Raw genomic sequence first — 25,524 nt, 5'->3', positions numbered from 1 at the left:
TTATATCAAAACCAGAAAGGAGATAATCGTTAAATAAATGTGGCCATGGATTCTTTTCAATCTTTTCGTTCTTGCCATGTTGGCTTTGGACCTCGGTGTGTTTCATCGAAAGGCCCATGTGGTTCGCCTCAAAGAGGCGCTGGGGTGGAGCGTGGTCTGGATCGGCCTGGCGCTCCTCTTCAACCTGCTCATTTATTCCTGGCTCGGTCCGGAGACGGCCCTCCAGTTTTTAGCCGGTTATATCATTGAAAAGTCGCTGAGCGTCGATAACCTCTTCGTTTTCCTGCTGATCTTTTCCTATTTCTCCGTCCCCTCGGTCTACCAGCACAAAATCCTATTTTGGGGGATTCTCGGCGCCCTGATCATGCGCGCCATCTTTATTGCCGCCGGGATTACGCTGATTGAAAAGTTCCATTGGATGATTTATCTCTTCGGCGGTTTTCTGATTATCACCGGCATCAAGATGGCCTTTCAAAAGGACAAAGAGCTTCACCCGGAAGCGAACCCGGTCCTCCGGCTCTTCCGCCGGTTCGTCCCGGTCACCGACCAATATCACAACGACCATTTTTTTGTTCTAAAAGAGGGAAAGCGTTGGGCCACCCCCTTGTTCGTCGTCCTTCTTCTGATTGAGACGACCGATGTGATCTTCGCCGTCGATTCGATTCCCGCCATCCTGGCGGTGACGCGGGATCCTTTTATTGTCTACACCTCGAACGTCTTCGCCATTTTGGGACTGCGCGCTCTCTACTTTGCGCTGGCCGGCATCATGCAGCTCTTCCATTATCTGCATTATGGTCTCTCTCTCATCCTTGTTTTTGTCGGGACGAAGATGCTGATCTCCGACATTTACAAGGTCCCGATCGGCATCGCGCTTGCGGTGATCGCCGGAATTCTCATCGTTTCCGTCGTTGCGTCGATTCTCCGGCCCCGACCGGAGGCGGTACCTACCCCTCCACCCGGCCAGCCCGAGGAGCAGGGCGGCCACCATTGACATCGTCGGCTCTGAGGAGCCGCTCGGTCCGTGTCTTTTTGCCGGTGATGGTATCCGATCTTTCACTGTGATAGGATGAAAATAAGCATCAAGTGAAGGAGGTGTCGATGGAAAAGTTGCCGGAAGAGAACGAAGAGGTTTACCAAGTCATCGTTGAAGATCGCGAATGGCGCAAGGGGCCGGTCTTCCGCCCGTTGAGCCGGATGGAGCGGTTGAAGTTCAGCTTGATGACCCTTTTCGGCCTGACGATTTTCCTGGCGGTGATTGTTTCCGCCTTCTTCATCGGGCTGGTTTTGGCGATTCCGCTGACGGTGATCTGGATGATCTGGCTGGCCCGGATCGCTTGGCGCTTGCGGATGCGATCGCGCGCCAACCGGTTTTAGCGGGACCGGTGAAGAACGTCTCCAAATTTAACGACGCGTCCCCCCTTTTAAGGGGACCCAATATTTGTGGCCGCGTTCCCGTCTTTTCCTTTCCTTAAGCACTCCACTCCTGTATAATCCACTCCCGAAAAAAGATTAAGGTTTCGGGATGGAGTCCCAAAGTGTCCAAGGTTGAACGTTCTCATTGCGGTTTCTGCAAAATCATCCGGGGAGAGGTCCCAAGCCATCCCGTTTTTGAGGATGAGGTCTCTTTCGCCTTCCTCGATCATCGGCCCCTCTTCGCAGGGCATCTCCTGCTTGCGCCCAAGGTCCATTATCCGACGCTGGTCGATCTTCCGGCCGCTCTGCTTGCGCCGCTCTTCGGCAGCGCGCAGTTGCTGGCCCGTGTGGTGGAGGAGGGGATGACGGCCGAGGGGAGCTTCATTGCGATCAACAACCGTGTCAGCCAGAGTGTCCCGCATCTTCACATCCATGTGGTCCCCCGGCGAAAAGGGGATGGCCTGAAAGGGTTCTTTTGGCCGCGCCACGCCTACAAGAACAACGATGAGATCGCCCAGGTCCAGCAAACCCTCCGGGCGGCGATCGACCGAATCCGATCGGCGGGTGCGGTCTAGTCCGAGCGAGCATCGGATTTTTCGTCCCTCATTTTCATTGACTTCCTCGGCGGCTTTCTTTACATTTTCCAAATGGAACCCTCCTCTCTTCTCGGATCGGAAGCCGGCACCCGTCCCCTCTCGCCGAAGCAGAAAGCGGCGGTGGAACATGGCGAAGGACCGCTCTTGATCATCGCCGGGGCGGGGACGGGAAAGACCCTCGTCATCACCCGCCGGATCGCCCACCTCATCTCGACCAAAAAAGCAAAGCCGCATGAAATTTTGGCGCTCACCTTCACCGAGAAGGCGGCGAAAGAGATGGAGGAGCGGGTCGATCTGCTGGTTCCCTACGGCTATACCGGCATCACGATCTCGACTTTCCATGCTTTCGGCGATCGGATCTTGCGGGAGCATGGGCTGCGGCTGGGGCTTACCCCCGATTTTCGGGTGTTGTCGCGGCCGGAGCAGGTGATCTTTTTCAGAAAGCACCTCTTCTCGCTCCCCCTCAAGACCTTTCGTCCCCTCGGCAACCCGACTAAACATATCGAAGCGCTCCTCTCCCTCTTCTCGCGCGCCAAGGATGAAGATGTCGGCCCCGAGACCTATCTTGCCTATGCCGACCGGCGGCTGACGAAGGCCCTGGCGACTCCCGAAGATCCGAGCCTCTTGGAAGAAGCGGCCTTTGAGAAGGAGCTGGCCGAGACCTACCGGCGTTATCAGGATCTTCTGATGGAGGAGGGGTGCATCGACTTCGGCGACCAGGTTTCAATGGCGCTGCGCTTGCTTCGAGAGAACCCGACCGTTCTTAAAAAAGTCCAGTCGCAGTTCCGGTATATCCTGGTCGATGAATTTCAAGATACGAACTTCGCCCAATTCCAGCTGGTTCGCCTGCTCTCCGAGAGCCACCATAACATCACCGTCGTCGGCGATGACGATCAGAGCATCTACAAGTTCCGGGGGGCGGCGATCTCGAATATCCTCGGTTTCGGAAAGATGTATCACGACGCGAAGCGGGTGGTCCTGACCGAGAATTACCGCTCGGTCCAGCCGATCCTCGACGTTTCTTATCGCCTCATCCAGCAGAACAACCCCGACCGTCTGGAGGTTCAGGAGAAGATCGACAAGCGCCTGATCTCGCAGGTCGAAGAGCCCGCACCGTCGCTTTTAGAGCCGCCGGTGGTCCATCTCCATTACGACACCCTCTCGTCCGAGGCCGATGCGGTGGCGCGGATCATCGCCGAGGAGCACGAAGCCGGCCTCGACTTCGGCGATGTTGCGATCCTCGTCCGGGGGAATGCCGACGCCGATTCGTTTCTCCGGGCGCTGAACGTCCGCGGGATTCCCTATCGGTTCACCGGCAACCGGGGCCTCTACTCGCGGCCGGAAGTCCGGCTGCTGATCGCCTTCATGCGGGCGGTCGCCGACTTCCACGATAGCAGCAGCCTCTACTATCTCGCGACTTCGGAGCTTTACCGCTTGCCGGATGAAATCCTCGCCCGATGCAATGCGTTGGCGCGCCGGAAGAACCAGAGTCTTTATGACGTTTTTAAGACGATTGAATCGGTAGGCATCTCCGTTTCGCCGGAGGCGGCGGCGACCCTCGAGAAGTTGCTGGCCGATTTACAGGCCTCGCTCCAGCGGGCGCGGGAGGTCGATGTCGGGGTGGTCCTCTACGAGTTCATCCGCCGCAGCGGGTTGCTGGAGCAATATGCCGAGCGGATGACGGTGGCGCAGGAGGTGAAGATTCAGAACGTCGCCCGCTTCTTCGAAGAAATCCGCCGCTTCCAGCAATTGACCCCGACCGCGGCGCTGCACGACGTGGTCACCTACCTCGATCTTCTGATCAAGGCCGGGGAAGATCCCCCCGCCGCCGAAGCCGATGTCGATGCGTCGGCGGTTTCGGTCCTGACGATCCACAAGTCGAAGGGGCTGGAGTTCGACACCGTCTTCATGGTCGGTCTGGTCGACGGGAAGTTCCCGAGCCGGGAGCGGAGCGAGCGGATCGAGCTGCCGGTGGAGTTAATCCAGGAAGTGCTCCCGCAGGGGGATTTCCACATCCAGGAAGAGCGGCGGCTTTTCTATGTCGGGATGACCCGCGCGCGGCGGCGGCTTTATCTCTCCAGCGCCCGCGACATCGGCGGGGTGCGCGAGCGGAAGGTGAGCCCCTTCGTGCTGGAGGCGTTGAATCTCCCGATTCAGGCGGTGCCGACGACGAAAGCATCGGCCCTGGAGGCGATCGCCCGGCATGGGGCCGTGGAGCAGCCCGATCTCTTCACCCGCCGCGCTCCGGCTTCGGATGAGCCGCTTTATCTGACGCATTATCAGATCGATGATTATTCCACCTGCCCGCTGAAATACAAGTACACGCATATTCTCCGCGTGCCGATCTATCAGCATCATGCCGTCCTCTACGGCAATGCGATGCACCAGGCGGTGGCGGTGTACCTCTCGGCGAAGATGACCGATCAAACCATTCCATTCGAGGAAATCCTCATCGTGTTCAACCGGGCCTGGCGGAGCGAGGGGTTCTTAAGCCGCCAGCATGAGGAGCAACGTCTTGCCGCCGGCCACGCGGCGCTCCGGCGGTTCTATGACGAGCAGGAGCGGGGCGGGCGGAAGCCGACCTACATTGAGAAAGAGTTTTCATTCACCTTTGAGGGGAACCGGATTGCGGGGCGGTGGGACCGGGTCGATGAGACGCCAGAAGGCGGGGTGATCATCGACTACAAAACCGCCGAAGTGCATGATCAGAAGACCGCCGATAAGAAAGCAAAAGAGAATCCGCAGCTCACGCTTTATGCCTGGTCGTATCGGGAGCGGTTTGGGACATTGCCGGTGCGGGTGGAGCTGCATTTTCTCGACTCGGGGTTTATTGGAACGGCGGTGAGGAAAGAGAAAGAGATTGAGAAGATGCAAGAGAAGGTCCGCGTTGTCGCGGAGGGGATTCGAAAGGAAGACTTCGAGGCCCGGCCGACCTATATTGCCTGCCAGTATTGCGCCTACCAGGATATTTGTCCGAATACGGCGGGCGCGGAGTAGAAACGTGAGGGATCAAAAATTGTACCCATTTTTCATCTTTCAAGCGGGAAAGACAGTCGGGTGCTTTCACCCGCGGATGGAGAGGGAAGGATCGATTACAGAAAAATGAAAGAGGCTCAGTTTAGGAGTGTGCTCCAAGTGGGTGTTGTAGCATAAGCTAAGCTTTTTCGGATAAAGCCCGATTAGACTTTGCTTCAGTCGTTTTAGGAGGAGGTAGACTCTCCGGTAGGAAGATAGTAAAGGTTGATCCATCTCCGAATTTGCTTCTCACTTCGATTTTTCCGTGAAGTATTTCAAGTATATTTCTGACAATGGTCAGGCCCAAACCGCTCCCGCCGACTTTTCGTGTCATCGAACCGTCGATTTGCCTGAAAGCATCGAAAATGGCGGGGAGGTCTTCGTCTTTGATCCCAATACCGGTATCCTCAATCGACAAAAGAATTCCTCCATCCGCATTGGCGGCAGAGATGATAATCGACCCTTCCTCTGTGAATTTAATCGCATTGGTGAGAAGATTCATAAAGACCTGCCGGATCTTTAGCGGATCACTTTGAATCCTCTTTAGGTTGTCCTCGATTTTCCAATTTAATTCAACTTTCTTTCCATTTAACAGCAGCGCTACCTTCTGAGCCGCTTCCGGAAGAAGGCGTCTTAAGTCTACTGATTCGATGGCGATCGATATCTGGCCCGATTCCATTTTTGAGAGATCGAGAAGGTTATTGATTAACTCAAGCAGTTCGATGGCGTTTCTTTGGATTCCATCCATCGGACTTTTCAGATAGTCGGGGATTTCGCCGTAAGTTCCTTCCAATACAAGGGAGGAGTAGCCGAGGATGGCATTCAGCGGGGTTCGCAGTTCATGGGAGACGTTGGAGACGAATTCCGATTTTAGACGGGTTGCCGCCTCCGCCTCCTTCTTTTTTTGTTCCAATGCCTCGATGATCTGCTGTAATTTTTCCTGCCCCTGTTTTTGATCATTGACATCGGTTGCCGTTCCTAACCAAGCGAGAACCCGCCCCTGAGGATCTCGCTCCGGAAAAGCGCGATAGAGATGCCAACGATAGACGCCATCGGCCCGCTTGAGCCGGCACTCCATTTGATACTCTTTCTCTCCTCTGAGGGCTTCTGTCCACTTATCGATTGCCGCTTGATGCTCTTCTGGATGGATCATCTTTGTCCATCCCCACCCCTCACTCTGTTCAAAGGTCAGACCGGTATAGTTAAACCAGGACTGATTGAAGAATTCGAAGGCGCCGTCCGGCTGGGCAATCCAGACAATCTGTGGGATAGCCTGGGTAAGGTTCCGGTAAGGCTGGGAGAGCGCCGCATTTTCTAGAGGGAGGGTCTCAGCGGGTCGGGGGAGTTCCTCTTTTTTGTGCAATCCCGTCAGGACCGCCACTTTCGCCTTGAGGGAGTCTGGATCGAACGGCTTGATAATGTAGTCAACGGCTCCGACCGAATATCCTTTCTCCACATCTTCTTGGGATTTGTTGACGGCCGTAATGAAGATGATTGGAATATCGCGGGTCTTTGGGCGCTCGCGAATAAGAGCCGCCGTCTCATAGCCATTCAGCCCCGGCATATGGACATCGAGCAGAATGAGGGAGAATGACTTTTTCAGGAGAAGTCTGAGCGCTTCCATCCCTGACTGTGCCCGGACCAGGTGATAGTCGGGGGAATCCAGGACCGCTTCTAGGGCAAGAAGATTCTCCGGATGATCATCGACCAATAAGATATTCATTTCTTCTTTCACTTTGGACATCCCCCCATTAAAGACTTTTCTCTATTTTACAGAATTCTTTTTACCGTATACAAGGGGGAACTCTGAAAGAGCTGTCTGGAGCGGAGAATAAGTGAAGAAAGCAGAGGACCAACTCCTGGATCGGAACCGCAATCGACGCCCAAGATCAAAAACAGGTGGGGGATTTCTAGGGGCGAAGCATTACCTTCAACACCCCTCGCTCCGCCGCTTTCCGAAACGCTTCCTTCCCTTTCTTCAACGGAAACACCGCCGTAATCAACGGGCGGACATCCACCTTCTTCTGAGCAAGTGCTTCCAGAGCCGGTTCGAACGGTCCGCACCGGGAGCCGACGACGGTAACCTCATCAATCACGATTTTCGCCAGATCGACTTTGGGGCGGCCGGCGCAGGTCGTCTTCAGGACGATGGTTCCTTGAGGGCGGACGAGTTGTTGGGCGAGGTCGAAGCCTTTCGGGGAACCGGTGGCGTCAATCACGATGTCGGAGAGATGCTGGAGCGGGACGGTTTGGCCAGGGGAAAGAGATTGAATGCCCCACTGCTCCAGGAGTTCTCTTCGTTCTGTGTGTCGTCCGACGGCGATCAAGCGGCAGCGGTCTTTCAGGACTTGTGCGATCAGAAGGCCAAGCTTGCCGTCGCCGAGGAGGGTGACGCGCTCTTCGGGACGGATCGCAAGTTGCTCGGTGATTCTGAAAGCGGCGGCGAGCGGTTCGGTGAAGACCGCTTCTTCGTCGGTGAGATTTTCCGGAACAAGGTGGAGATTCTGAATCGGCAACGAGAGCTGCTCGGCGAAGCTGCCGTCCCTTCCTAGGATGCCGAGGACGGTCCGTTGAGAGCAGTGGTTTCGCATCCCTCGAACACAGAAGCAGCAGCCGCCGCAGGCGGCGTTGATTTCACCGACGACCCGCTTCCCGATCCAGGCCCGATCGGGGGCCGCTTCGACGACACCGACGAATTCGTGTCCCAGGATGCCGTGGAAACCCATGTAGCCTTTGGCGATTTCAAGATCGGTGCTGCAAATTCCGGCGAGGGAGACGCGGATGCGGGCTTCATCGGGTATGGTGGGGAGCGGAAGATGCTTGCGGAGGGAGAGCGATTTCTTAAAAAAGAGGCCTTGCATCGATCATCATGTAGGGGCGTGATTCATCACACCCTGATCCATCCCATATGGCAAACGACAGGGCGCAATGAATTGCGCCCCTACGATTAGAGATAAAGCCCCTGGTAGGGGGGATTGCCTTTGTCCGGCTCGCCGGCGACTTTGATGGTACCGAAGCGCTGCTCGTAGCGCTGGATGTTTTCTTGAAGGGCGGCTAAGAACCGTTTCGCGTGGGCGGGGCTGGTAATCACGCGCGACCGCACCTTCGCCTTCGGCGCTTGCGGCTGGATGTAGATGAAGTCCATGACGAACTCGGTCTCGCTGTGAGTCAAGAGGGCGAGGTTGGTATAGATTCCCTGAGAGGTGGCATCGTCAATTTCGACCTGGACTTGAACAGGGGGCTGCGATGGTTGTCCGTTCGACATGAGGGTCCTTTCTATTTTATGTGGGGGCCCGTCCGGCAATTAAAAAGAAAGGTCCTCCGATGCCCCCACACCCGCGGCTCGGACAGGCAGAGCCAGATCCTCGCCTTGATTTATTAATCGAACAGGGCTGGGCGGGCCAGTTCTTCTTTGGGGAGGGTGACTTTTACTTTTGGGTCCAACACTTTCGTCTCGGCGCTTTCATGGTCGATCGTGACGAGGCGGTCGCCGAGCCGGTCGAGTTTCTTGGAGGCCTCTTCGTATTTGCCGCGCGTGTTCGATAGATGTTTCCCGATGACATCGAAATCGTCTTTGAATTTAAGAAAGTCTCCCGAGAGCCGTTGCAGGCGCTGGTGGATCTCCTGCGCCGATTTCTCGATCCGCAGCCCGCGGAATCCGAGGACGATTGCCTGAAGATAAGCATAGAACGAGTTGGGGGAGACGGGGATCACCCGCTTTGTAAGGGCATAGCTGCAAAGGCTTTTCTCGTCGCCGAACGATTCGTCCTTGATGATCGTTTCGTAATAAACATTTTCAGCTGGGATATACATCAGCGCGAAGTCGTACGTTCCCTCATCCGGAAGGATATATTTCGCGGCGATGGCATCGATGTGCTTTTTTACGTCGGTGAGAAAGCGTTTTCGATGGGACTTCTTCTCCTCGTCAACGCTGGTTTCGATCATCTTCTTGAAGTTCTCGAGCGGAAATTTGGAATCGACAGACACCAGTCCCGGTCCCAGGGTGATCACGGCATCAACCGCTTCGTTGCTTTTAAAGCGATATTGCAGGGAGAAGTGGGTCGGCGGGAGGACCTGGGCGAGGAGCTCGCCTAAAAAAAGCTCGCCGAGGCTGCCGCGCAGCTTGGGGGCGCGGAGGATCTCCTGAAGCGAGGAGATATCTTTTCCGACCTCGTAAACCTGCTGGGTCGCTTTGGTGAGCTCCCCGAGGTTTTGCTTCACTTCGCCGACGACGCGGGCGGCGTTATCGAGGCGCGTGCCGATCTGGCCGGTGGCCGAGGTGAGCTGCTGATTGACCGATTGAAGCTGGGAATTGACCTGCGTCGTGATTTGTGAAAGCTGCTGCTGCATCTGGTTCGTATTTGCGGTCAGCGTTTCCGAAAGCTGCTGGCGCAGCTGATCGACCTGCTGCTGCATCACAAGCATTCCGGCATCGGCCGCTTGCGCGGGCGGCTTGAATGAGCGAACGAGGAGCACCAGAAGAAGGACCACCAAGACCGCAAGGAGAACAAAAATCCCCAGTTCCATAAAGAAGTGCTCCTGTTTGGTATCTGTTGATCATTACTACCGGAATCGAGGGGTGAAGTCAAACAGATTTTCAGAATCGAGGGAAGAGAGGCGGTCGGGTTTAATGAAATCGGCGGAGGGTGCCGAATTATTTAAACCCAATTTTCCGGTTTGTGTTTTCCGGCGGGGCCATCAATTGCCGGATTGCTTCGAAGACCACCTGGAATTGCTCATCATATTTCTTTTCGAGTTCATCCAGTTTTTTCACCAGATCTTTGTGGGAGGCAATCATCTCGCGTAGTTTGACGAAGGTGCGCATGATGAGAATGTTGACCTCAATAGCCCGCTCGCTGTTCAAAGCGCTGGAGAGCATTGCGACCCCCTGTTCTGTAAAGGCATAGGGGAGGTATTTGAGGTGCTGACCGCGTCCTGTTTTTAAGGTCGCATTTTGCGACCTTAAAAATTTTGCTTCGTCCGCAGTAAGTTGAAACATAAAATCGGGTGGAAACCGCTTTATATTTCGGCGAACTTGTTCGTTCAATCTTTTTGTCGGCACGCCATAAAGTTTGGCAAGATCCCCGTCGAGCATCACCTTATGTCCCCGGATAAAATAGATTTTCTGCTCAATGACTTCCGTAGGAATGGTTGTCTTCATTCAACGCTCCGCCTTGAAATCACCGGGTTTGGGATGGGGCGATGATAGGTAATTATGGGATGATTGTCAATTCAGAGATTGCCGGACGCTCCATTTTTCGGCCCGGGATCAATTGGCCGTGCTTCCTTTACAACCCCAACCGCCTGTGTTACCTTTCGCCCCATGGATAAAAAGATCATCATCTGGGGCCATCGGGGCGCGTCGGGCCATGCGCCGGAGAATACCCTTGTTGCATTTCAGAAGGCGATGGCGATGGGGGCCGACGGCATCGAGTGCGATCTGCGCGAGAGCCGGGAGGGGGATCTGGTCGTCTTCCACGATCCGACGATCAAACGGCTGACCGGACAGAGCGGCCGGGTCGTCGATTTGACCCTCTCCGAATTAAAGCGGCTCGACATCGGGAGCTGGTTTGCCCCTTCGTTTGCGAGACAGACCGTTCTCACGGCGGCGGAGCTGATCGACAAAATTCCCCCTCCTTTTCTGCTGAACCTGGAGATCAAAGCGGCCTCTCCCCAGAAAGTCGTCGACCTGATCCAAAAGAAGGGAATCGCCGATCGGGTCATTGTCTCCTCGTTCGATCATATTCTCCTCAAAAAAGTCCGCTCCCTTCATCCCACCCTCCCGATCGGCTACCTGGTCAACCGGGAGCCGTGGAAAAAGACGCTGCAGGAGGTCCGGCGGCTGGAGGCGGTCTCCATCCACCTTGCTTCCAAAAAGGTGACGCTGGCCCTCATTGAAAGCGCCCACAAAGAAAAACTGAAAGTCTACATCTATACGGTTAATGATCCGGCCCAGATGGCGGCTTTTATCGAAATGGGGACCGATGGTCTCTTCACCAATTACCCCGACCGGTTGGCCGAGGTTCTAAGTAAAAAGAAGGAGTAAGGGGGCTTTCTCCTCTCAAAATCTTACTTGCGGATCGGCTTCCGGCGGTGTTATCATCAAATCATTGTCTTTGGAGAATTTGACATTGTCCAAGGCCTTTGAGCCTCCACCTGACCCATCGAGAGACGCGCCCATTCAAAAAAAGAGCCATTCGATCCGGGGTAGCCTTGTTCAAGAGGGGCTTTTTAGGCCCGAAGGGACTTCGGCGGCCGGAAACGACCTCTGGCGGATCGCGACCGAACCATACTGGATTACAAAAGAGGAGTTGGGTTTTCTAGAAACGCTTGGAAACCAGCTCCTTTCTTTTTACCAGGCGGCGAACCGGCTTTACCTCGACAGTGTCCATGGCCGGGCGCCCCGTTGGGTCGCAGGTTATCTCGATCAGGGAAAACCGGAATCGGTCGTCGAATATGGCCGGATGAACCGGTTTAAACAGGATCTGCCGGGGATCATTCGACCCGACCTCATCCCGACCGAAGAGGGGATGATTGCGACGGAATTGGATGCTGTTCCCGGCGGCATGGGGCTGACGGCGGGACTCTCGATTGCTTACGCTTCGGAGGGAGACCGTCCGGTCGGTGAGCGAGACGGGATGGTGGCCGGTTTCGAGCGGATGATCCGGGCCCATGCTTCCCAAGAGGATCCGCTTCTGGCAATCGTCGTCTCGGATGAATCGAAAGATTACCGCCCGGAGATGGAGTGGCTGGGGCGGGCGCTTCATCAACGCGGACTTCGGACGCGGGTGCTTCATCCGAGAGAGATCTCTTTTACCGAAGAAGGACTCTGGGCCGATCGGGAGCGGATCGATATCCTTTATCGTTTTTTCGAGCTCTTCGATCTAAAGAACATCCCGAAGTCGGAGCTGATCCTCTATGCCGCCAAGAAGAAGCAGGTGGCCATGACGCCGCCGCCGAAGGCGTTTCTGGAGGAGAAAAGTCTCTTCGCTCTTTTTCACCATCCTGTTTTGCAGGAATTCTGGTTGGGGCATTTGGGGGAGGGGACGATGTCTCAGCTCCGGCGGATTTTCCCGAAAACCTGGATCATCGATCCGCGCGAGGTCCCTCCCCATGCGATCATTCCCGACCTCACCCTGGAGAGTCGGCCGGTCACCGATTTCCGGCAACTGGGGGAGGCGACGCAGAAAGAGCGGCATTTGATCATCAAGCCGTCCGGTTTCTCGGAATTCGCTTGGGGAAGCCGTGGGGTCATCGCGGGCCACGATCATCCGGAAGAAGCGTGGAAAGAGGCGATCGATCGGGCGCTACAGAGCTTCCCGACGACCCCCCATCTCCTCCAGAAGTTCCACAAAGGGAAAAAGGTGACGGTCCGTTATTACGACTTCGAAGGAGCGCGAGAGGTTGCGATGGAGGGGCGTGCGCGGCTGTCGCCCTATTATTTTGTCGATGGAAAGGAAGCGAAACTCGGAGGAATTTTGGCCACTGTCGTCTCCACCGAGAAGAAGCTGATTCATGGGATGGTCGACGCGGTCATGGCGCCGTGCGCCGTCGCGGTATAGAGAGGGGATTTGGTAAGTAAACAATGGAAAAAATGAAACTGTATGATCTCGATTCATGTCCTTATTGTCGGATGGTGCGGGATAAATTAGAGGAGCTTGGGCTCGAATACGAGAAGATCGCGGTTCCTTCTTATCGGCCGAACCGGAAGGAGGTCTTCGAGGTCTCAGGGCAATATTTGGTGCCGGTGTTGGTCGATGGCGATGTCGTCCTGGACGACGAGGATGAGATCATCGCCTATCTGGAAAAAAAGTACGGACAGCAGCCCTGACGAGGGGGCGGGCCTTTCTATTCCATTATGAAGAGGGGAGTAGCGCTGTGGAGCAGTGGCAGAAAGATATCAAAGAAAGTATCGACGACGTCGAGACGCTGGAGAAGATGTTGGGCGTCCCTGCGGAAGAGGTGCGCGAGATCGTCGAGCAGTACCCAATGCGGATCACGCCGCATGTCTTTAAATTAATCAGAGAGAAGGGGGATTCCATCTGGAAGCAGGTGGTTCCGACCGCCGAGGAAGACCATCCCGACGCCGCCTGCGATTCCGAAGATCCGCTGCACGAGGAGAAAGACAGTCCCGTGCCGAATCTGGTCCATCGCTATCCCGACCGGGTGCTGCTGGTCATCACCAACCAATGCCCGATCTATTGCCGATTTTGCACTCGAAAGCGGTTTGTCGGCTCGCCCGGCACGTTGACGCCGGAGAATCTCAAGCAGGTGGTCGATTACATCTCGGCCCATACCGAAATCCGCGATATCATCCTCTCCGGCGGCGATCCGTTGATGGTGGTCGACATGCTTCTGGAGCGGGTCTTAAAGGCGCTCCGCGCGATTCCGCACCTGGAGATCATCCGGATCGGCACCCGCGTGCCGGGGACCCTTCCCTCCCGGATCACCGAGAACCTCTGCAACATGCTCAAGAAGTACCACCCGCTTTATATGAACCTGCATTTCAATCACCCCGACGAAATTACCCCCGAAGTCGCCAAGGCCTGCGGGATGCTCGCCGATGCCGGGATTCCGCTCGGCAGCCAGACCGTCTTGCTCGAAGGGGTCAATGACGATCCGGAGGTGATGAAACGACTGATGCAGAAGCTCCTCTCGATCCGGGTGAAGCCGTATTATATCTATCAAGCCGACCTGGTGAAGGGGACGCATCACTTCCGGACCCGTGTGGAGAAGGGATTGAAGATCATCTCCGCGCTGCGCGGCCATACTTCCGGGATGGCGGTGCCGCACTATGTGATCGACGCCCCCGGCGGCGGGGGAAAGGTGGCCATTCTCCCCCAGGACACCCTCCTCTACCTTGATGACGACCAGGCGATTGTGAAGAACTACGAGGAGAAGACCTTCAAATACCCCCAGCCGAACGCTCCCAAAGAGGTGAACAAGGACGCGGCGTCATTCTGGGTGGTTCCGCACGATACCGACTAAAAAGTTGATGGTTTTGATTGCAAGCAGTCCCCATTTGTGGTAGCGTACTTTCAATCGAACACATTATGTGGGGCACTTAGCAGGAGGGATCGGATGATCAAGAGCGATCGGTGGATTCGGCGGATGGCCAAAGAGCACGGAATGATCCAGCCGTTTGAGGAGAAGCAGGTCCGCGCCGGAGGGATTTCCTACGGTGTTTCTTCGTACGGTTACGATATCCGGATTGCCAACGAGTTTAAAATCTTCACCAACATCAACAACACCCTCGTCGACCCGAAGGAGTTCGATACCAAATCGTTCGTCGACTTCAAAGGGGATGTTTGCGTGATTCCGCCCAACTCTTTTGCGTTAGGTAAAAGTGTCGAGTTTTTCAAGATTCCCAGGAACGTCATGACGATCTGCGTCGGAAAATCGACCTACGCCCGCTGCGGCATCATCACCAACGTCACCCCGTTCGAGCCGGAGTGGGAAGGGTTCGTCACCCTGGAAATTTCCAACACCACCCCGTTGCCGGCGAAGATCTACGCCAACGAGGGGATTGCTCAGGTCCTCTTCTTCGAGTCGGACGAGGTGTGTGAGGTTTCTTACGCCGATAAGAAGGGGAAATATCAATCTCAAGTCGGGATCACGCTTCCCAAGATATAGTCTGTCGAAGATGAATCTGTTTGCCATGAGAAAATCGGAGGGGAGCGTGAGGAAGAAGCCGTTTGCGACCGATATGAAGACCCTCGAACGCGAAACCGAGGTCTCGTTTTACAAAAGCAGCGGTCCGGGCGGGCAGAAGAAAAATAAAACTGAATCGGCTGTTCGCCTCCACCATCCTCCCTCCGGAGTGATCGTCATCGCCACCGAGCAGCGCTCTCAAGTCCAGAACCGTCTCGCAGCGTTCCGCCGCCTCCAGCGGAAATTGTCGACGCTGAACCGGGTGCCAAAGCCGAGGGTGAAAACCCGTCCTCCAAAAGCCGCCAAGGAAAAAGTCCTTACCTCCAAGAAAAAACTCGCCGAAAAGAAACAGCTGCGCCAGTCAAAAGACATCGCTTCGGAATAGATCCAACCCTATCTTTTTTCTCTCCGATCGGACCGATCTAAACGACCTTACGGCATTTTTTCCCAGCCACGGCCGGATTGCTCTTCTCGTTTGTTCTCAGTGAGGGAGTGGATCGGATTTGGGGCCAAAATAGGGAATCGGTTTCTTGGGGGCTAAGGCCGGGTGGGATTGATCGAGGAGATTTTTCCCGCACCCGTTGCAATGCGCCGTGCCGCTCTTATACGGTGATCCGCAAGAGCGGCAATGAAGCGCGATCATAAACCGGCACTTCCAGCAAAAAGAGCGATGATCTCCATTTCGAACCTTGCACTTTGGACATTCCATACCTAAAATCTACCAGATTGTGCCGGTTCGTCAATTTGTGAGTCAGCCGCTTTCTCATCGATCGTCTTCGGCGTTTAGAGACCCCGCGTGACACGGAGAATCTCTTCAATCGTCGTCAACCCTTTGGCGATCTTTCTCACTCCGTCGAGCCTCATGTTGATAAATCCTGCCTGCGCGGCCTGTTGGCGAATCGCCGCCAGGGGGGCTTGTTCACCAATAAGCCCGCGAATGGTCTCATCTGTCACGAGGACCTCATAAATGGCAATTCTCCCCTTGTAGCCGGTCCCGTTGCATTCGGCGCACCCCTTCCCGCGAAAAAATGCGATTTCGACCGACCCGTCCAGCAGTCCAAGCGCATCAAGATCGCTCTTTCCGGGCGTATGCGGTGTTTTGCATTCCAGGCAGATTTTTCTCGCCAATCGTTGCGCCACAATCCCCAATAAAGAGGGGGCGAGAAGATAAGGTTCGATTCCCATTTCAACGAGACGGACGATCGCGCTGGCCGCGTCGTTTGTATGAAGGGTCGAGAGGACGAGGTGCCCCGTCAGTGCGGACTCCGTCGCGATTTCGCCCGTTTCGGGATCCCGAATTTCACCGACCATAATGATGTTCGGATCTTGCCTGAGAATGGCTCGAAGCGCGTTGGCGAAGGTAACGTTCTTCTTAACGTTGACCTGGACCTGATTGATCATCGGAATTTGATATTCGATCGGATCTTCAACGGTGATGATGTTTCTCTGTTCGGAGTTAATCACGTTGAGACAGGCGTAGAGGGTGGTGCTCTTTCCGCTTCCGGTCGGGCCGGTGACCAAGATGAGCCCATAGGGCTGGGTGATCATATTTCTGATCGAGGCGAGATTCTGCGGGGAAAGTCCCAGCTCTTCCAGGCTGAAGCGAACCCGCTTCTGGTCGAGCAGCCGGAGAACGACCTTTTCCCCGTAGTAGGTCGGGAGCGTGGAGACCCGCGCGTCGATCTCCTTTGAGCCGATTTTCAATTTGATTCGTCCGTCCTGACACTTCTGTCGTTCGGAGATATCCAATTTGGAGAGGATCTTGAGACGAGAGAGAATGGCCGGTTGCTGCTTTTGAGAGAACGTACGGACTTCCTTGAGGATGCCGTCGATTCGAAAACGGACCGAGAGTTTGTCCTCCCTCGGCTCTACATGAATATCGCTGACCCCTTCTTGAACGGCTTGGATGAGGATGTCGTCGACCATCCGAATGATCGGAACCTCTTTCCCCGCCTCTTCGAGAAGCTTCAATTCTTCCGCAGAAAGGGGAGCCTCGTCCGATTCAACGACCATCTGTGACTTTTGCGCGCTGTAATTCGATTCGATGGCCGCCAGAATTTCTTTTTCTAGGGCCAAGACCACCTGAATCTTGCAACGGGTCTGCCGGGCGAGCACATCGAGCACTTCTATCTGAGTGGGGTCGCTCGCGGCAATGGTGAGATCCTTTTCGTTGAGGTAGAGAGGAAAGATTTTGAATCGGGTGGCCATCGCTTCCGGGATAAGTTCCAAGACCTTGGGATCGATCCCGATCCCCTTCAGTTGAATGATCGGAAGATTAAACTGGACGCCGAGGGCTTTTAGAACATCTTCCTCCGAAACGAATCCCATCTCCACCAAGAAGGAGCCGATCTGCTTCTGCTTGAAGCCGCGTTTCTCTTGCTCTTCCAGGGCCTTCGCCAGTTTTTCCTCTGTAATGTGTCCTCCGGCGACAAGAATTTTTCCGAGTTTTTCGTGAACGGCCTTCAGCATGAGTCGATCCCTAAAGATTGAATAACTTGTTGATTTCTTCCTGAGTCATAATTCTCTTCTCCTCTTTTTTCTCCTTTTGGGTTTCGGGGAAATCATCCCGGAGCAGGTCGGCAATCGTAATAGAGGAGAACGGTTTGGAAGAGGCGGTCCGAACCGATTGGTTGTCCGTCCCAGGATCGGTATGTAAAGCGGGTGAAAGTTTTCGTCCGCAGCCGCCACAGTAAAAATCAGCGGTCATCTCGTTGCCGAAACCGCATTGCGGACAATGGACTAAAATCTGAATGCCGCATTGTCGACAAAACGATCGATGGCCCTTATTTTCCGTATGACATTGCAGACATTTCATGCGGATTACTCCCACATTTTACATGAAATGACTCTAACACACGACTGTGTATTGTCAAATGGGATGAGGGGTATGGCAGCAGACAAACGATGTAACGGTGGGGGGGAAGGGGAGGGTTACTTCCCTTCGATGTCCTTCAACCGGGTTTCGGCCTGCTTGGCCGTTTCGGTTTCCGGATAGTCTTTCAGAATCCGCTCGTAAAGCTGCCGCGCATGTTTGAAGTTCCGCTGCTGCTCTTCGAATTGGGCGGTGTCGTAAAGTTCTTTGCTCTTCGCCTCCGGGTTGCCGCATCCGACCGCCAGCAACAGAAGGCCGATTGAAAAGATTTGATTGATCCGATGATGCCACTGCATCCGTCACTCCGTCAATAAGCCGATCTGTTCCATCTCCCCTTCGCCCTCTTCTCCCGGTTCTTCCGGCGCCAACAACCGGCCCGACGTCAGGGTCCGCTCGATCTGCCGGGCGGTCTCTTTCTGGAGCTTTTCGGAGATCCAAATTTCCTTTCCCTCGCGCGATCCGACGAAGGCGCCGCCGTGGAAGGCGACGGCGTTCGACGGCTGGGCCGTCACCCGCCGGCCCGGGGTCAGAATGCCGATCAGGTTCAATGGATCGACCGCGGAGAGGAAGACCGTCTCCGGCTCCGGCGGATGCTGTTTCAGATGCCGCAGCGACTCGACCGCTTCCGGTAGACCATACTGCTCCCCGCCGACATCGAGGACAAATCGCCCCCCCCGAACCTCTCCCCGTTGTTCCAGCCGCCGCAGGATCGGAAGAAGTTGATACCAGGGAGGCGCTCCCTCTTCGCGGCCCATGAGATCCCTGAAGAGAATCCCATATCTTTGAAGGAGCTGCCAGGCCCACGCCTCAACATATTCTTCGGGTGGAATGGTGTCGAGAGCAGAGCGGAGGAAGGTCCATCGGCCGCTTCCGCGCGCCCGAGGGGTCCGCTTCCATCCGCGCCGCCGGCGAGAGAGGGCGGCCCGCTCCGTGCGATTCGGATCGGTCAACAACCGAACCGCCGAGAACCCGTCGCCGGTGACGAGACCGGCGGCGACCAGCTCCCAGAGCGCCTCATCCACCTGCGTCGGGAGGAGACGGGTGGCGGTGAGCAGATCGGAGACGAACGAGGCCCCTTGTCTGCGGAGCGCGTCAAGGACTGTCTTCGCATTTTCGCTGAGAAAGGGAATCTCTTCCGATGATATTCTGAGCCAGCCGAGATCTTCCCGCGCCATCAGCGAGATCGGAAGGTTTCGCGTCGCCTGCCGGGGCCGGCCCGGTTCGTCGCCGTTGTTTTTGGTGGCCGATCCTTTCCCTGGGCCATTCTTGGAAGCGGGCGGGGTCAGCCGTCCCCAGGCGACCTCGCCGTTCAAGCAGAGCTCATCGAGCCAGGTTGGATTGTAGCGGGCGACCCGGGAGGGGAGGATGATCCGCTCCCACGCGCTGGCCGCAATCTCAAATCCCTGGAGCTGCTCGATGACCGAGAAGAGCCCCTCGCGGCCGTGCAGCTGCGTTTTCGGAAGAAGCCGGTGCCACTGGAGGAGAAATTGGAGGAAGGTTTCCACTGAAGCCGGCTCAATCTGACGCCGCAGACGGTCGAGCGTCAGACGGTGGATCCGACTGAGCAGGCGCCGCGCACACCATTCGGTTTCGGCTGCATCTTGTGTGAAGTGGCCTCGCAGGACAAACCCTTCCGCCTCCAGTGCTCCTAACGCCGATTCGACATGATCCGGGTCCAATCCAAGGTCGTGGGCGATCTGCACCGTCGTGGCCGGGCCGACCACTTCCAGCCGCCCGCGTACCAACGCCACCCAACCTTCGGAGGCCGACCCATCCTGTCGAATCCCGTCAGGGATGATCGGCGTCGTTTGCGGGGTCAGATCGGGCCGGGCGGCATGAACCATCGGCCACTGCTCGACGGCGATCCAGAAGCGCCGGTCGTCCGGACCGCGCGCCTCCACTGCGCGGCCGGAGAGATGCAGCGTATGGAAGAAGGGGGACCAATCGATTCCCTCCACGGCGGGAATCATTCCCATCAGTAAGAGCGCATCGTGCAGCTCGTCGGCGTCGCGGACCAACGGCCAGGCCTCTTTCCGGACCTGCTCGATGGCGAGCGGATCGAGCCGGCCGATGTCGCGGACCGACTCCACCGTCAACGTCCGCCGGGTCGCCACCGCCCGCGCCCGCCGCTCTTCCAGCGGCGCGTCATCCAGGAAAGCATACGGGCTGGCGTTCAAAATCTGATACGCGAAAGGGGTCGGCTCGCGCGTGTCGGCGGCGGTGATTTCGATTTCGCCCCGCTCAATCGACCGAAGCAGATCGAGCCAACCGTCGAGATCCATCGCTTCATGCAGGCAGTCGACGATTGTCTGCTCGACCAGGGGATGATCGGGGACCGGGATATCTCCCGGCAGGTTTTCCCGGCAGGCCATCTGCTGCGGGAAGACGGCGCAGAGAAGATCGTCCGATTTCATCCGTTGGAGCGCCGGCGGAACCCGCTTGCCGTTCCGCTGACGCAGGATCGCGAGCGAGCGGTTGGCGTTCCACCGCCAGCGGGTGTTGAACATCGGCGCGGCAAGAAGCGCTTGTACCAAAATTTCACGGCCGTTCTCGGCCCGGAGCATCTTGGCGATCTGCTCCAGCGGAAAACTTTGCTGCGGTCCGAGCGAGAGGACGATCCCGTTATCGTCGGCGCTCGCCTGCAGCTCAAAGTCAAACGTCCGGCAGAAGCGCTTCCGGAGCGCCAAACCCCACGCCCGGTTGATCCGCCCGCCGAAGGGGGAGTGGATGACGAGTTGCATCCCCCCCGATTCATCGAAGAAGCGTTCGAAGAGAAGATGCCGCTGGGTTGGCAACAGGCCGATCGCGGCTTTCTGTGCCTGGGCGTAATGGACCATCTGGCGGGCGCCGAATTCATCCAGCGCCGCTTCTTCCATCAACCAGGTCGCCGCTTCGTCGGGCCGATCGACCCGGTCGGAAAGTTCTTCGCGCAGATCGGAAAGCGCCGCCGACAGCTCCACCGTCCGCGCTGGCGCTTCGCCGCGCCAGAAGGGGATCGTCGGAGGGGCGCCATGGGCGTCGGTGACGACGACATCGCCGCCGCGGACATGAACGACACGCCAAGAAGTGTTTCCTAAGAGAAAGACATCTCCCGAGAGGCTCTCGACGGCGAAATCTTCATCGACCGATCCGACGACGATTTTCTCCGGTTCCGCCACGACCCGATAGTCGGCGAGCTCCGGAATGGCGCCGCCGGAGGTAATCGCCGCCAGGCGGGCCCCGCGCCGGGCCTTGATCTTCTTGTTCACCCGATCATGATGGAGGTACGCCCCGCTCCGGCCGAGCCGGGTGGCGAATCCCTCGCTCAACATCTGAACGACTGCGCCGAATTTCTCTCGCGTCAGCTGATGATACGGCCAGGCGCCTCGGCTGAGATCGAAGAGGGCCTGCTCGTCCATCTCCCGATCGGCCGTCTCGGCGATGATCTGCTGCGCCAAAATATCGATCGGCGCCTCCGGGGGAATGATCCGGTCGAGGCGGCCATGGCGGATCGCCCGGATCAGCGCCGCGCATTCAATGAGTTCATCCCGCGTGAGGGCAAAGAGCCGGCCTTTCGGGGTCAGGCCGAGGGCGTGGCCGGAGCGCCCCACCCGCTGCAAAAAGGTGGCGATCGACCGGGGGGAGCCGACCTGGATGACCAGATCGATGAAGCCGATGTCGATCCCCAGCTCCAGGGAGGCGGTCGCGACAACCGCTTTCAGCTCCCCCGCTTTGAGGCGCTGCTCGGCTTTGAGCCGAATCTTTTTAGAGAGGCTGCCGTGGTGGGACGAGACCGCATCCTCGCCGAGAAGGTCGGCAAGCTGATGGGTCACCCGCTCCGCCAACCGGCGTGTGTTGACGAAGACGAGGGTGCTTCGATGCTGCTGGATCAGCGCCGCGAGGCGATGGTAGACCTCGGCCCACTGCTCGTTCGAGCAGACTGCGGAAAGCTCGCTGGGAGGAACTTCAATCGCGAGGTCGAGGTGGCGCTGATGGCCGACGTTGACAATCGCGCAGGGGGAATGTCCATCGGCATCGACCCGTTTGCTACCGATCAAAAACCGGGCGATCTCCTCCATCGGCCGCTGCGTGGCGGAGAGGCCGATCCGGACCGGCCGCTTGTTGCAGAGCGCTTCCAGCCGTTCCAATGAAAGGGCGAGGTGAGATCCCCGCTTATCGCGCGCGACGGCGTGGATCTCATCGACAATGACCGTTTCGACCGTCCTCAGAATCTCGCGGCTTTTTTGCGCCGTGAGCAAAAGGTAGAGCGACTCGGGGGTCGTCACCAGAATGTGCGGCGGCTTCCGGAGCATCGCCTGCCGCTCATGCGAGGGGGTATCGCCGGTCCGGACCAGCGCCCGGATCTCCGGCAGCTTGACCCACTGTTTGACCGCCCGTTTTTGGATCTCCTCCAGCGGCGTCTCAAGGTTCCGCTGGACGTCGCTGCTGAGCGCTTTGAGCGGGGAAACATAAAGGACCTTCACCTCATTCGCAAGCCGCCCCGCGATCCCGTCCCGAACGAGCCGATCGATGGCGCAGAGAAAGGCTGCCAGCGTCTTTCCCGATCCGGTCGGCGCCGCGATCAGGGTATCTTCGCCCGAGAGAATAGGGGGCCAACCGAGTTTCTGCGGTTCGGTCGGCTCGCCGAATTTTTCTTTGAACCAGTCGGCAATAATGGGATGAAAGGGGGTTAAAGACATGGGGGTCATTATACACTTTAGGAGGGGGGGTAGGGAAGAGGGAGAAGGAAATAGGAATGAGAAAGGACCGGCATTTTTGACATGGATGAGAATGAGAATTGTGGTAGAGTGTGGATTGCCTTAATTAGGACCGGACTACTTGAGAGATAGCTACGCACTCGAAGCGACCGTGAAATACCGCGGGGTTTTATACTAGGCGGCGGGCCACCTTGATCGTGAGGGGCGGCAGATGCGAAGAATTTTTCTCATTGTTTTTGTAATTGGACTATCCGGGTGCAGCGCCCTCCGGAGCGCCAAGCTTTTTGCCCCCACCTGGTTCGGATTCATTCAGATCGACGACGGCGTTTATGTCGATGCGTCGATGCCCCCTTCCCAACGTGAGACATTGTTAGAGACAATTGGCACTGCGAAGGGGCGCGTCTCGGACTTTTTCGGTCGTCTCAAAGGCAACCCCACGATTTATGCCTGCTCCACTGAAGCCTGTTTTGCCGCAAACGGCGGCTTGACGGCGAGAGCGAAAGCATATGGGTCGTCCAGGGTGTTGCTTTCACCGCGTGGACTCGGCCTGGTGACGATCTCTCACGAGTTGACGCATGTCGAGCTTTATCGCCGGATCGGTGATTTTAGGGCCTGGCATGCGATTCCTCCCTGGTTCGATGAGGGCTTGGCGGTTCTGGTCAGCCAAGATCCCGACTACACCATCGATACGTGGCTGCGGGCCACCGATAACGGCCGGGGCGCTCCGGCGCTGAAGCTTCTCGGCAAAGTGATCCCCTGGTCCGATGGACAGCGAAGTTACGGCACGGCAAGACAGGCCGTCGGAGAGTGGTACTCCCGCGCCGGCTCGGAAGGGCTTTTACGGCTCATCCGCGGGATCAAGGCAGGCCACGACTTTGAGACCCTGTTCGGTCGTTATCCCGTCATGCCGATCCCATCGGACCCGCTGCCCCACACCGTCGGAGCGCAGAACGCGAGCTGGACGCCATGAGTTCGCCCGTACTTCCTCCGCGCTCCGGTCCGCGACCGCGCACGACCGACGCGAACCCTCACTCCCGACCCGATCAACATCCGCCTCACATTTTCTTTCATTAAATTTAAAAAAGATGTTGACACCGGAAAGCCGGATGGGGTATCTTGTCGATGATATTGAGATTGATTCTCAATTGCACGAGGCTCGCGCCGTAACATTTTTGGCCCAAGCCCAAAGTCGAAGCGATTCGGCTTTGGGCTTTTTATTTTCACCGGGCGGAAACGGGGCGGGCGATCTTTTTTCAGGTAGGAGGAATCTTTATGGATGCGATCTTTCATCGGTTGGCCCTCTTGGGGGATATATGGGTGCTCTGGCTGCTCGTCGTCGCTAGCGTGGTTTCTTTGGGCGTCATGCTGGAGCGGTGGTGGCTCTTCCGGAAAAACCATCTCGACTTTCCGCGTTTTCTGGAGACGTTGGCCGGCCGCTTGGAAGAGGGAGATCTGGCGGGCGCGCGGCAGGCGGCGGAGAACGGACGGGGGGTGGAAGCACGGGTGGCGGCCGCGGGTCTGGCGCACTTTGCCAAGGGGCCGGCCTCCGTGTCGGAAGCGATGATCTCCCGTCTGGTGCTGGAGCGGGCCGCTCTGGAGCGCAACCTGATTATTCTCGGGAGCCTGGGGAACAACGCGCCGTTCATCGGATTGTTCGGCACGGTCCTCGGCATCATCAAAGCCTTCAACGACCTTGCGACGAGCGGCCAGTCGGGGGTCGGCGTCGTGATGATCGGCATCTCCTCGGCGCTGATCGCCACGGCGTTCGGGATTTTCGTGGCGATCCCGGCCGTGGCGGCCAACAACGCTTTCCACACCCGAGTAAAAAGAGTGAACGCCAATGCCCAAAGCCTCATTCACCGTGTGCAGGTCTATTTAAGAGATGAGACCAAGCGAGGCGCGCATCGTCTTGTCGGCGCAACGGAAGAAGAGAAAGAGGAGGTGCGCGCATGAGCGGATCGGATTCCGGCGATGACGGTGTGGTGACCGGCATCAATGTCACGCCGCTGGTCGACGTGGTCCTGGTGCTCCTGATCATCTTTATGGTGACGGCCCATTTTACCTCCAACGGGGAACTGAAGATCAATCTACCCAAAACCGCCGCGGCGGAGGCCCCTCCCACCGCCGCCGGCCTGATCGTCTCGCTCGACGGCGAGGGCCGGCTTTTTCTGATGGAGGAAGCGGTCGATCTCAACGGCCTGAAGGCAAACCTGGCGCGCGAGGCGGAGTTGAATCCCGGTGTGCGGGTGACATTGGCCGCCGACGGCCGGATTCATTACCAGCAGGTCGTCGGTGTTCTCGACGCGATCAAGCAATCGGGGGTCACGCGGGTGGCGTTGGCGTCGGAGCAGGGGGCGTCGCCTTAAGATGATTCTCCTTAAGCAGATATTGAGCGGCACAACTATCGGGATCTTTCTCTCGACCCTCGTCCATGCCGGATTGGGCGGCGGGGTCTACTATACCTTGACCTCGGCCGTCGAGCCATCCCCCCGCGTTGTGGCCGAACTCGACCTCTCCATGACGTCGCTTTTACCGGCTCCCCCCGCCCCGCCCCCGCCGGGAGCGGGAGCCCAGGCGGAAACAAAGCCCGCTCCGATCCGGACCGTCGCGAAGAAGCGGGCGACGGCATCTCCTCTCCCCCAGAAGGAGACGCCGCCGAAGCCGGAAGCGATCATCCCGCCGGTCGTTTCGGAAGTCTCCTCCGATCTTCCGGAGGTTTCGGAGGCGCCTGAAACCCCCTCCCCGGAGGAGGCTCCTTCGGAAGTCTCTTCCGTGGAGGCTCAGGAGACAGACGGGGGCGAGTCCGCAGCGGAAGAACCTGTCTCCGTCGCCGCGGCGGAGAGCGGCGAACCTGGAGGTGTGGCCGGGGGAATTCCGGGGGGGACTCCCGGCGGGGAGACGGGCGGGGTGTCTGGGGGATCGGCCGATGCCGCGGGCCGCTACCTTTCCGCCGCTCAAGTCGCCAAACTCCCTCGATGGGTCGACAATCTCATCACCCCCCGCGACTACCCCCGCTCGGCGCGGCGGGAAGGGAAGGACGGACGGGTGCTCCTCTCGGTTTTCATCGACGCGGGCGGGCGGGTGAGGGATGTTCGTCTGTTGCAGGGAAGCGATGAAGCTTTAAACGAAGTGGCCCTTCGCAAAGTCCGGGAGGCGGTCTTCACCCCCGCCTACAACCAGAAAGGGGAGCCGGTCGCCTGCAAGGTGACCCTCCCGATCCGATTCCATTTACAATAGGTTCAAATCAAAAACGCTCACCTCTAAAAGAGAAAGGAACATC

Annotated in this window: 23 protein-coding genes; 14 read left to right on the top strand and 9 right to left on the bottom strand. The window is 57.3% G+C overall.

Translation table 11 applies throughout. The annotated features are described in order from the left end of the window. Positions 1-37 precede the first annotated feature (37 nt). From MCM46_05465 to MCM46_05450, 4 genes are all read left to right on the top strand, one after another. The gene (locus tag MCM46_05465; protein MCG3111257.1) at positions 38-991 is read left to right on the top strand and encodes a TerC family protein; all 954 of its coding nucleotides are present in this window, start codon (positions 38-40) and stop codon (positions 989-991) included. Between the two features lie 107 nt (positions 992-1,098). Beyond that, positions 1,099-1,374: a hypothetical protein gene (locus MCM46_05460; GenBank protein MCG3111256.1), complete on the top strand. Its 276-nt coding sequence runs from the start codon at positions 1,099-1,101 to the stop codon at positions 1,372-1,374. A 161-nt stretch (positions 1,375-1,535) separates the two neighbouring features. Next, positions 1,536-1,988 (top strand): HIT family protein, encoded by a 453-nt coding sequence (locus MCM46_05455; protein MCG3111255.1) that lies wholly within the window; start codon positions 1,536-1,538, stop codon positions 1,986-1,988. 72 nt (positions 1,989-2,060) lie between these two features. Further along, entirely contained in the window at positions 2,061-5,006 is a 2,946-nt protein-coding gene (locus MCM46_05450) for an ATP-dependent helicase (protein ID MCG3111254.1), read from the top strand. A gap of 157 nt (positions 5,007-5,163) precedes the next feature. Here the strand turns inward: MCM46_05450 and MCM46_05445 are convergent, their stop codons facing one another. The 5 genes from MCM46_05445 to MCM46_05425 form a co-directional block, all read right to left on the bottom strand. Further along, positions 5,164-6,759, bottom strand: a complete 1,596-nt coding sequence (locus tag MCM46_05445; protein ID MCG3111253.1) for an ATP-binding protein — start codon at positions 6,757-6,759, stop codon at positions 5,164-5,166. A 175-nt stretch (positions 6,760-6,934) separates the two neighbouring features. After that, a complete protein-coding gene (locus tag MCM46_05440) occupies positions 6,935-7,885 on the bottom strand; it encodes an alcohol dehydrogenase catalytic domain-containing protein (protein ID MCG3111252.1) in 951 nt (316 codons plus the stop codon). 86 nt (positions 7,886-7,971) lie between these two features. Then, entirely contained in the window at positions 7,972-8,289 is a 318-nt protein-coding gene (locus MCM46_05435) for a DUF3467 domain-containing protein (GenBank protein ID MCG3111251.1), read from the bottom strand. A 113-nt stretch (positions 8,290-8,402) separates the two neighbouring features. Continuing rightward, positions 8,403-9,551, bottom strand: coding sequence for a DNA recombination protein RmuC (locus MCM46_05430; GenBank protein MCG3111250.1), 1,149 nt, complete (start codon positions 9,549-9,551; stop codon positions 8,403-8,405). A gap of 127 nt (positions 9,552-9,678) precedes the next feature. Beyond that, the gene (locus tag MCM46_05425; protein ID MCG3111249.1) at positions 9,679-10,185 is read right to left on the bottom strand and encodes an ORF6N domain-containing protein; all 507 of its coding nucleotides are present in this window, start codon (positions 10,183-10,185) and stop codon (positions 9,679-9,681) included. Positions 10,186-10,347: 162 nt separating this feature from the next. Here MCM46_05425 and MCM46_05420 point away from each other — a divergent pair, with 162 nt between their 5' ends. The 6 genes from MCM46_05420 (at position 10,348) to MCM46_05395 (ending at position 15,060) form a co-directional block, all read left to right on the top strand. Next, positions 10,348-11,070 carry a hypothetical protein gene (locus MCM46_05420; protein MCG3111248.1) on the top strand — a complete coding sequence of 241 codons (723 nt, stop codon included), beginning with the start codon at positions 10,348-10,350 and terminating at the stop codon, positions 11,068-11,070. 85 nt (positions 11,071-11,155) lie between these two features. After that, positions 11,156-12,586: a hypothetical protein gene (locus MCM46_05415; protein MCG3111247.1), complete on the top strand. Its 1,431-nt coding sequence runs from the start codon at positions 11,156-11,158 to the stop codon at positions 12,584-12,586. A gap of 23 nt (positions 12,587-12,609) precedes the next feature. After that, positions 12,610-12,855, top strand: coding sequence for a glutathione S-transferase N-terminal domain-containing protein (locus MCM46_05410; GenBank protein MCG3111246.1), 246 nt, complete (start codon positions 12,610-12,612; stop codon positions 12,853-12,855). A gap of 47 nt (positions 12,856-12,902) precedes the next feature. Beyond that, positions 12,903-14,012, top strand: a complete 1,110-nt coding sequence (locus MCM46_05405; GenBank protein ID MCG3111245.1) for a KamA family radical SAM protein — start codon at positions 12,903-12,905, stop codon at positions 14,010-14,012. A 93-nt stretch (positions 14,013-14,105) separates the two neighbouring features. Further along, positions 14,106-14,657 (top strand): dCTP deaminase, encoded by a 552-nt coding sequence (gene dcd / locus MCM46_05400; protein MCG3111244.1) that lies wholly within the window; start codon positions 14,106-14,108, stop codon positions 14,655-14,657. Between the two features lie 46 nt (positions 14,658-14,703). Next, on the top strand, positions 14,704-15,060 hold the full coding sequence (locus MCM46_05395) for a peptide chain release factor-like protein (protein ID MCG3111243.1): 357 nt from the start codon (positions 14,704-14,706) through the stop codon (positions 15,058-15,060). Between the two features lie 398 nt (positions 15,061-15,458). Here MCM46_05395 and MCM46_05390 read toward each other — a convergent pair whose 3' ends face one another. The 4 genes from MCM46_05390 to MCM46_05375 all read right to left on the bottom strand — a co-directional run bounded on the left by MCM46_05390 (position 15,459) and on the right by MCM46_05375 (position 22,226). Then, positions 15,459-17,144 (bottom strand): GspE/PulE family protein, encoded by a 1,686-nt coding sequence (locus tag MCM46_05390; protein ID MCG3111242.1) that lies wholly within the window; start codon positions 17,142-17,144, stop codon positions 15,459-15,461. Positions 17,145-17,154: 10 nt separating this feature from the next. After that, positions 17,155-17,382: a hypothetical protein gene (locus MCM46_05385; protein MCG3111241.1), complete on the bottom strand. Its 228-nt coding sequence runs from the start codon at positions 17,380-17,382 to the stop codon at positions 17,155-17,157. A 224-nt stretch (positions 17,383-17,606) separates the two neighbouring features. Then, positions 17,607-17,843, bottom strand: coding sequence for a tetratricopeptide repeat protein (locus tag MCM46_05380; protein ID MCG3111240.1), 237 nt, complete (start codon positions 17,841-17,843; stop codon positions 17,607-17,609). Positions 17,844-17,846: 3 nt separating this feature from the next. Next, positions 17,847-22,226 (bottom strand): DEAD/DEAH box helicase, encoded by a 4,380-nt coding sequence (locus MCM46_05375; GenBank protein MCG3111239.1) that lies wholly within the window; start codon positions 22,224-22,226, stop codon positions 17,847-17,849. A gap of 229 nt (positions 22,227-22,455) precedes the next feature. On the opposite strand from MCM46_05375, the gene MCM46_05370 reads away from it, so the two are divergent. The 4 genes from MCM46_05370 (at position 22,456) to MCM46_05355 (ending at position 25,481) form a co-directional block, all read left to right on the top strand. After that, entirely contained in the window at positions 22,456-23,214 is a 759-nt protein-coding gene (locus MCM46_05370; protein ID MCG3111238.1) for a hypothetical protein, read from the top strand. Between the two features lie 302 nt (positions 23,215-23,516). Continuing rightward, positions 23,517-24,197 carry a MotA/TolQ/ExbB proton channel family protein gene (locus MCM46_05365; protein ID MCG3111237.1) on the top strand — a complete coding sequence of 227 codons (681 nt, stop codon included), beginning with the start codon at positions 23,517-23,519 and terminating at the stop codon, positions 24,195-24,197. Beyond that, entirely contained in the window at positions 24,194-24,610 is a 417-nt protein-coding gene (locus MCM46_05360) for a biopolymer transporter ExbD (GenBank protein MCG3111236.1), read from the top strand. Before MCM46_05365 ends, MCM46_05360 begins: the two co-directional genes overlap by 4 nt. Position 24,611: 1 nt before the next feature. Then, positions 24,612-25,481: a TonB family protein gene (locus tag MCM46_05355; GenBank protein ID MCG3111235.1), complete on the top strand. Its 870-nt coding sequence runs from the start codon at positions 24,612-24,614 to the stop codon at positions 25,479-25,481. Positions 25,482-25,524 lie beyond the last annotated feature (43 nt).

This window comes from Candidatus Manganitrophus morganii, assembly GCA_021651055.1.
Lineage (GTDB): Bacteria > Nitrospirota > Nitrospiria > SBBL01 > Manganitrophaceae > Manganitrophus > Manganitrophus morganii.
The sequence above is the reverse complement of the archived record's forward strand: the minus strand, read 5'-3'. Positions and strand labels throughout refer to the sequence as shown.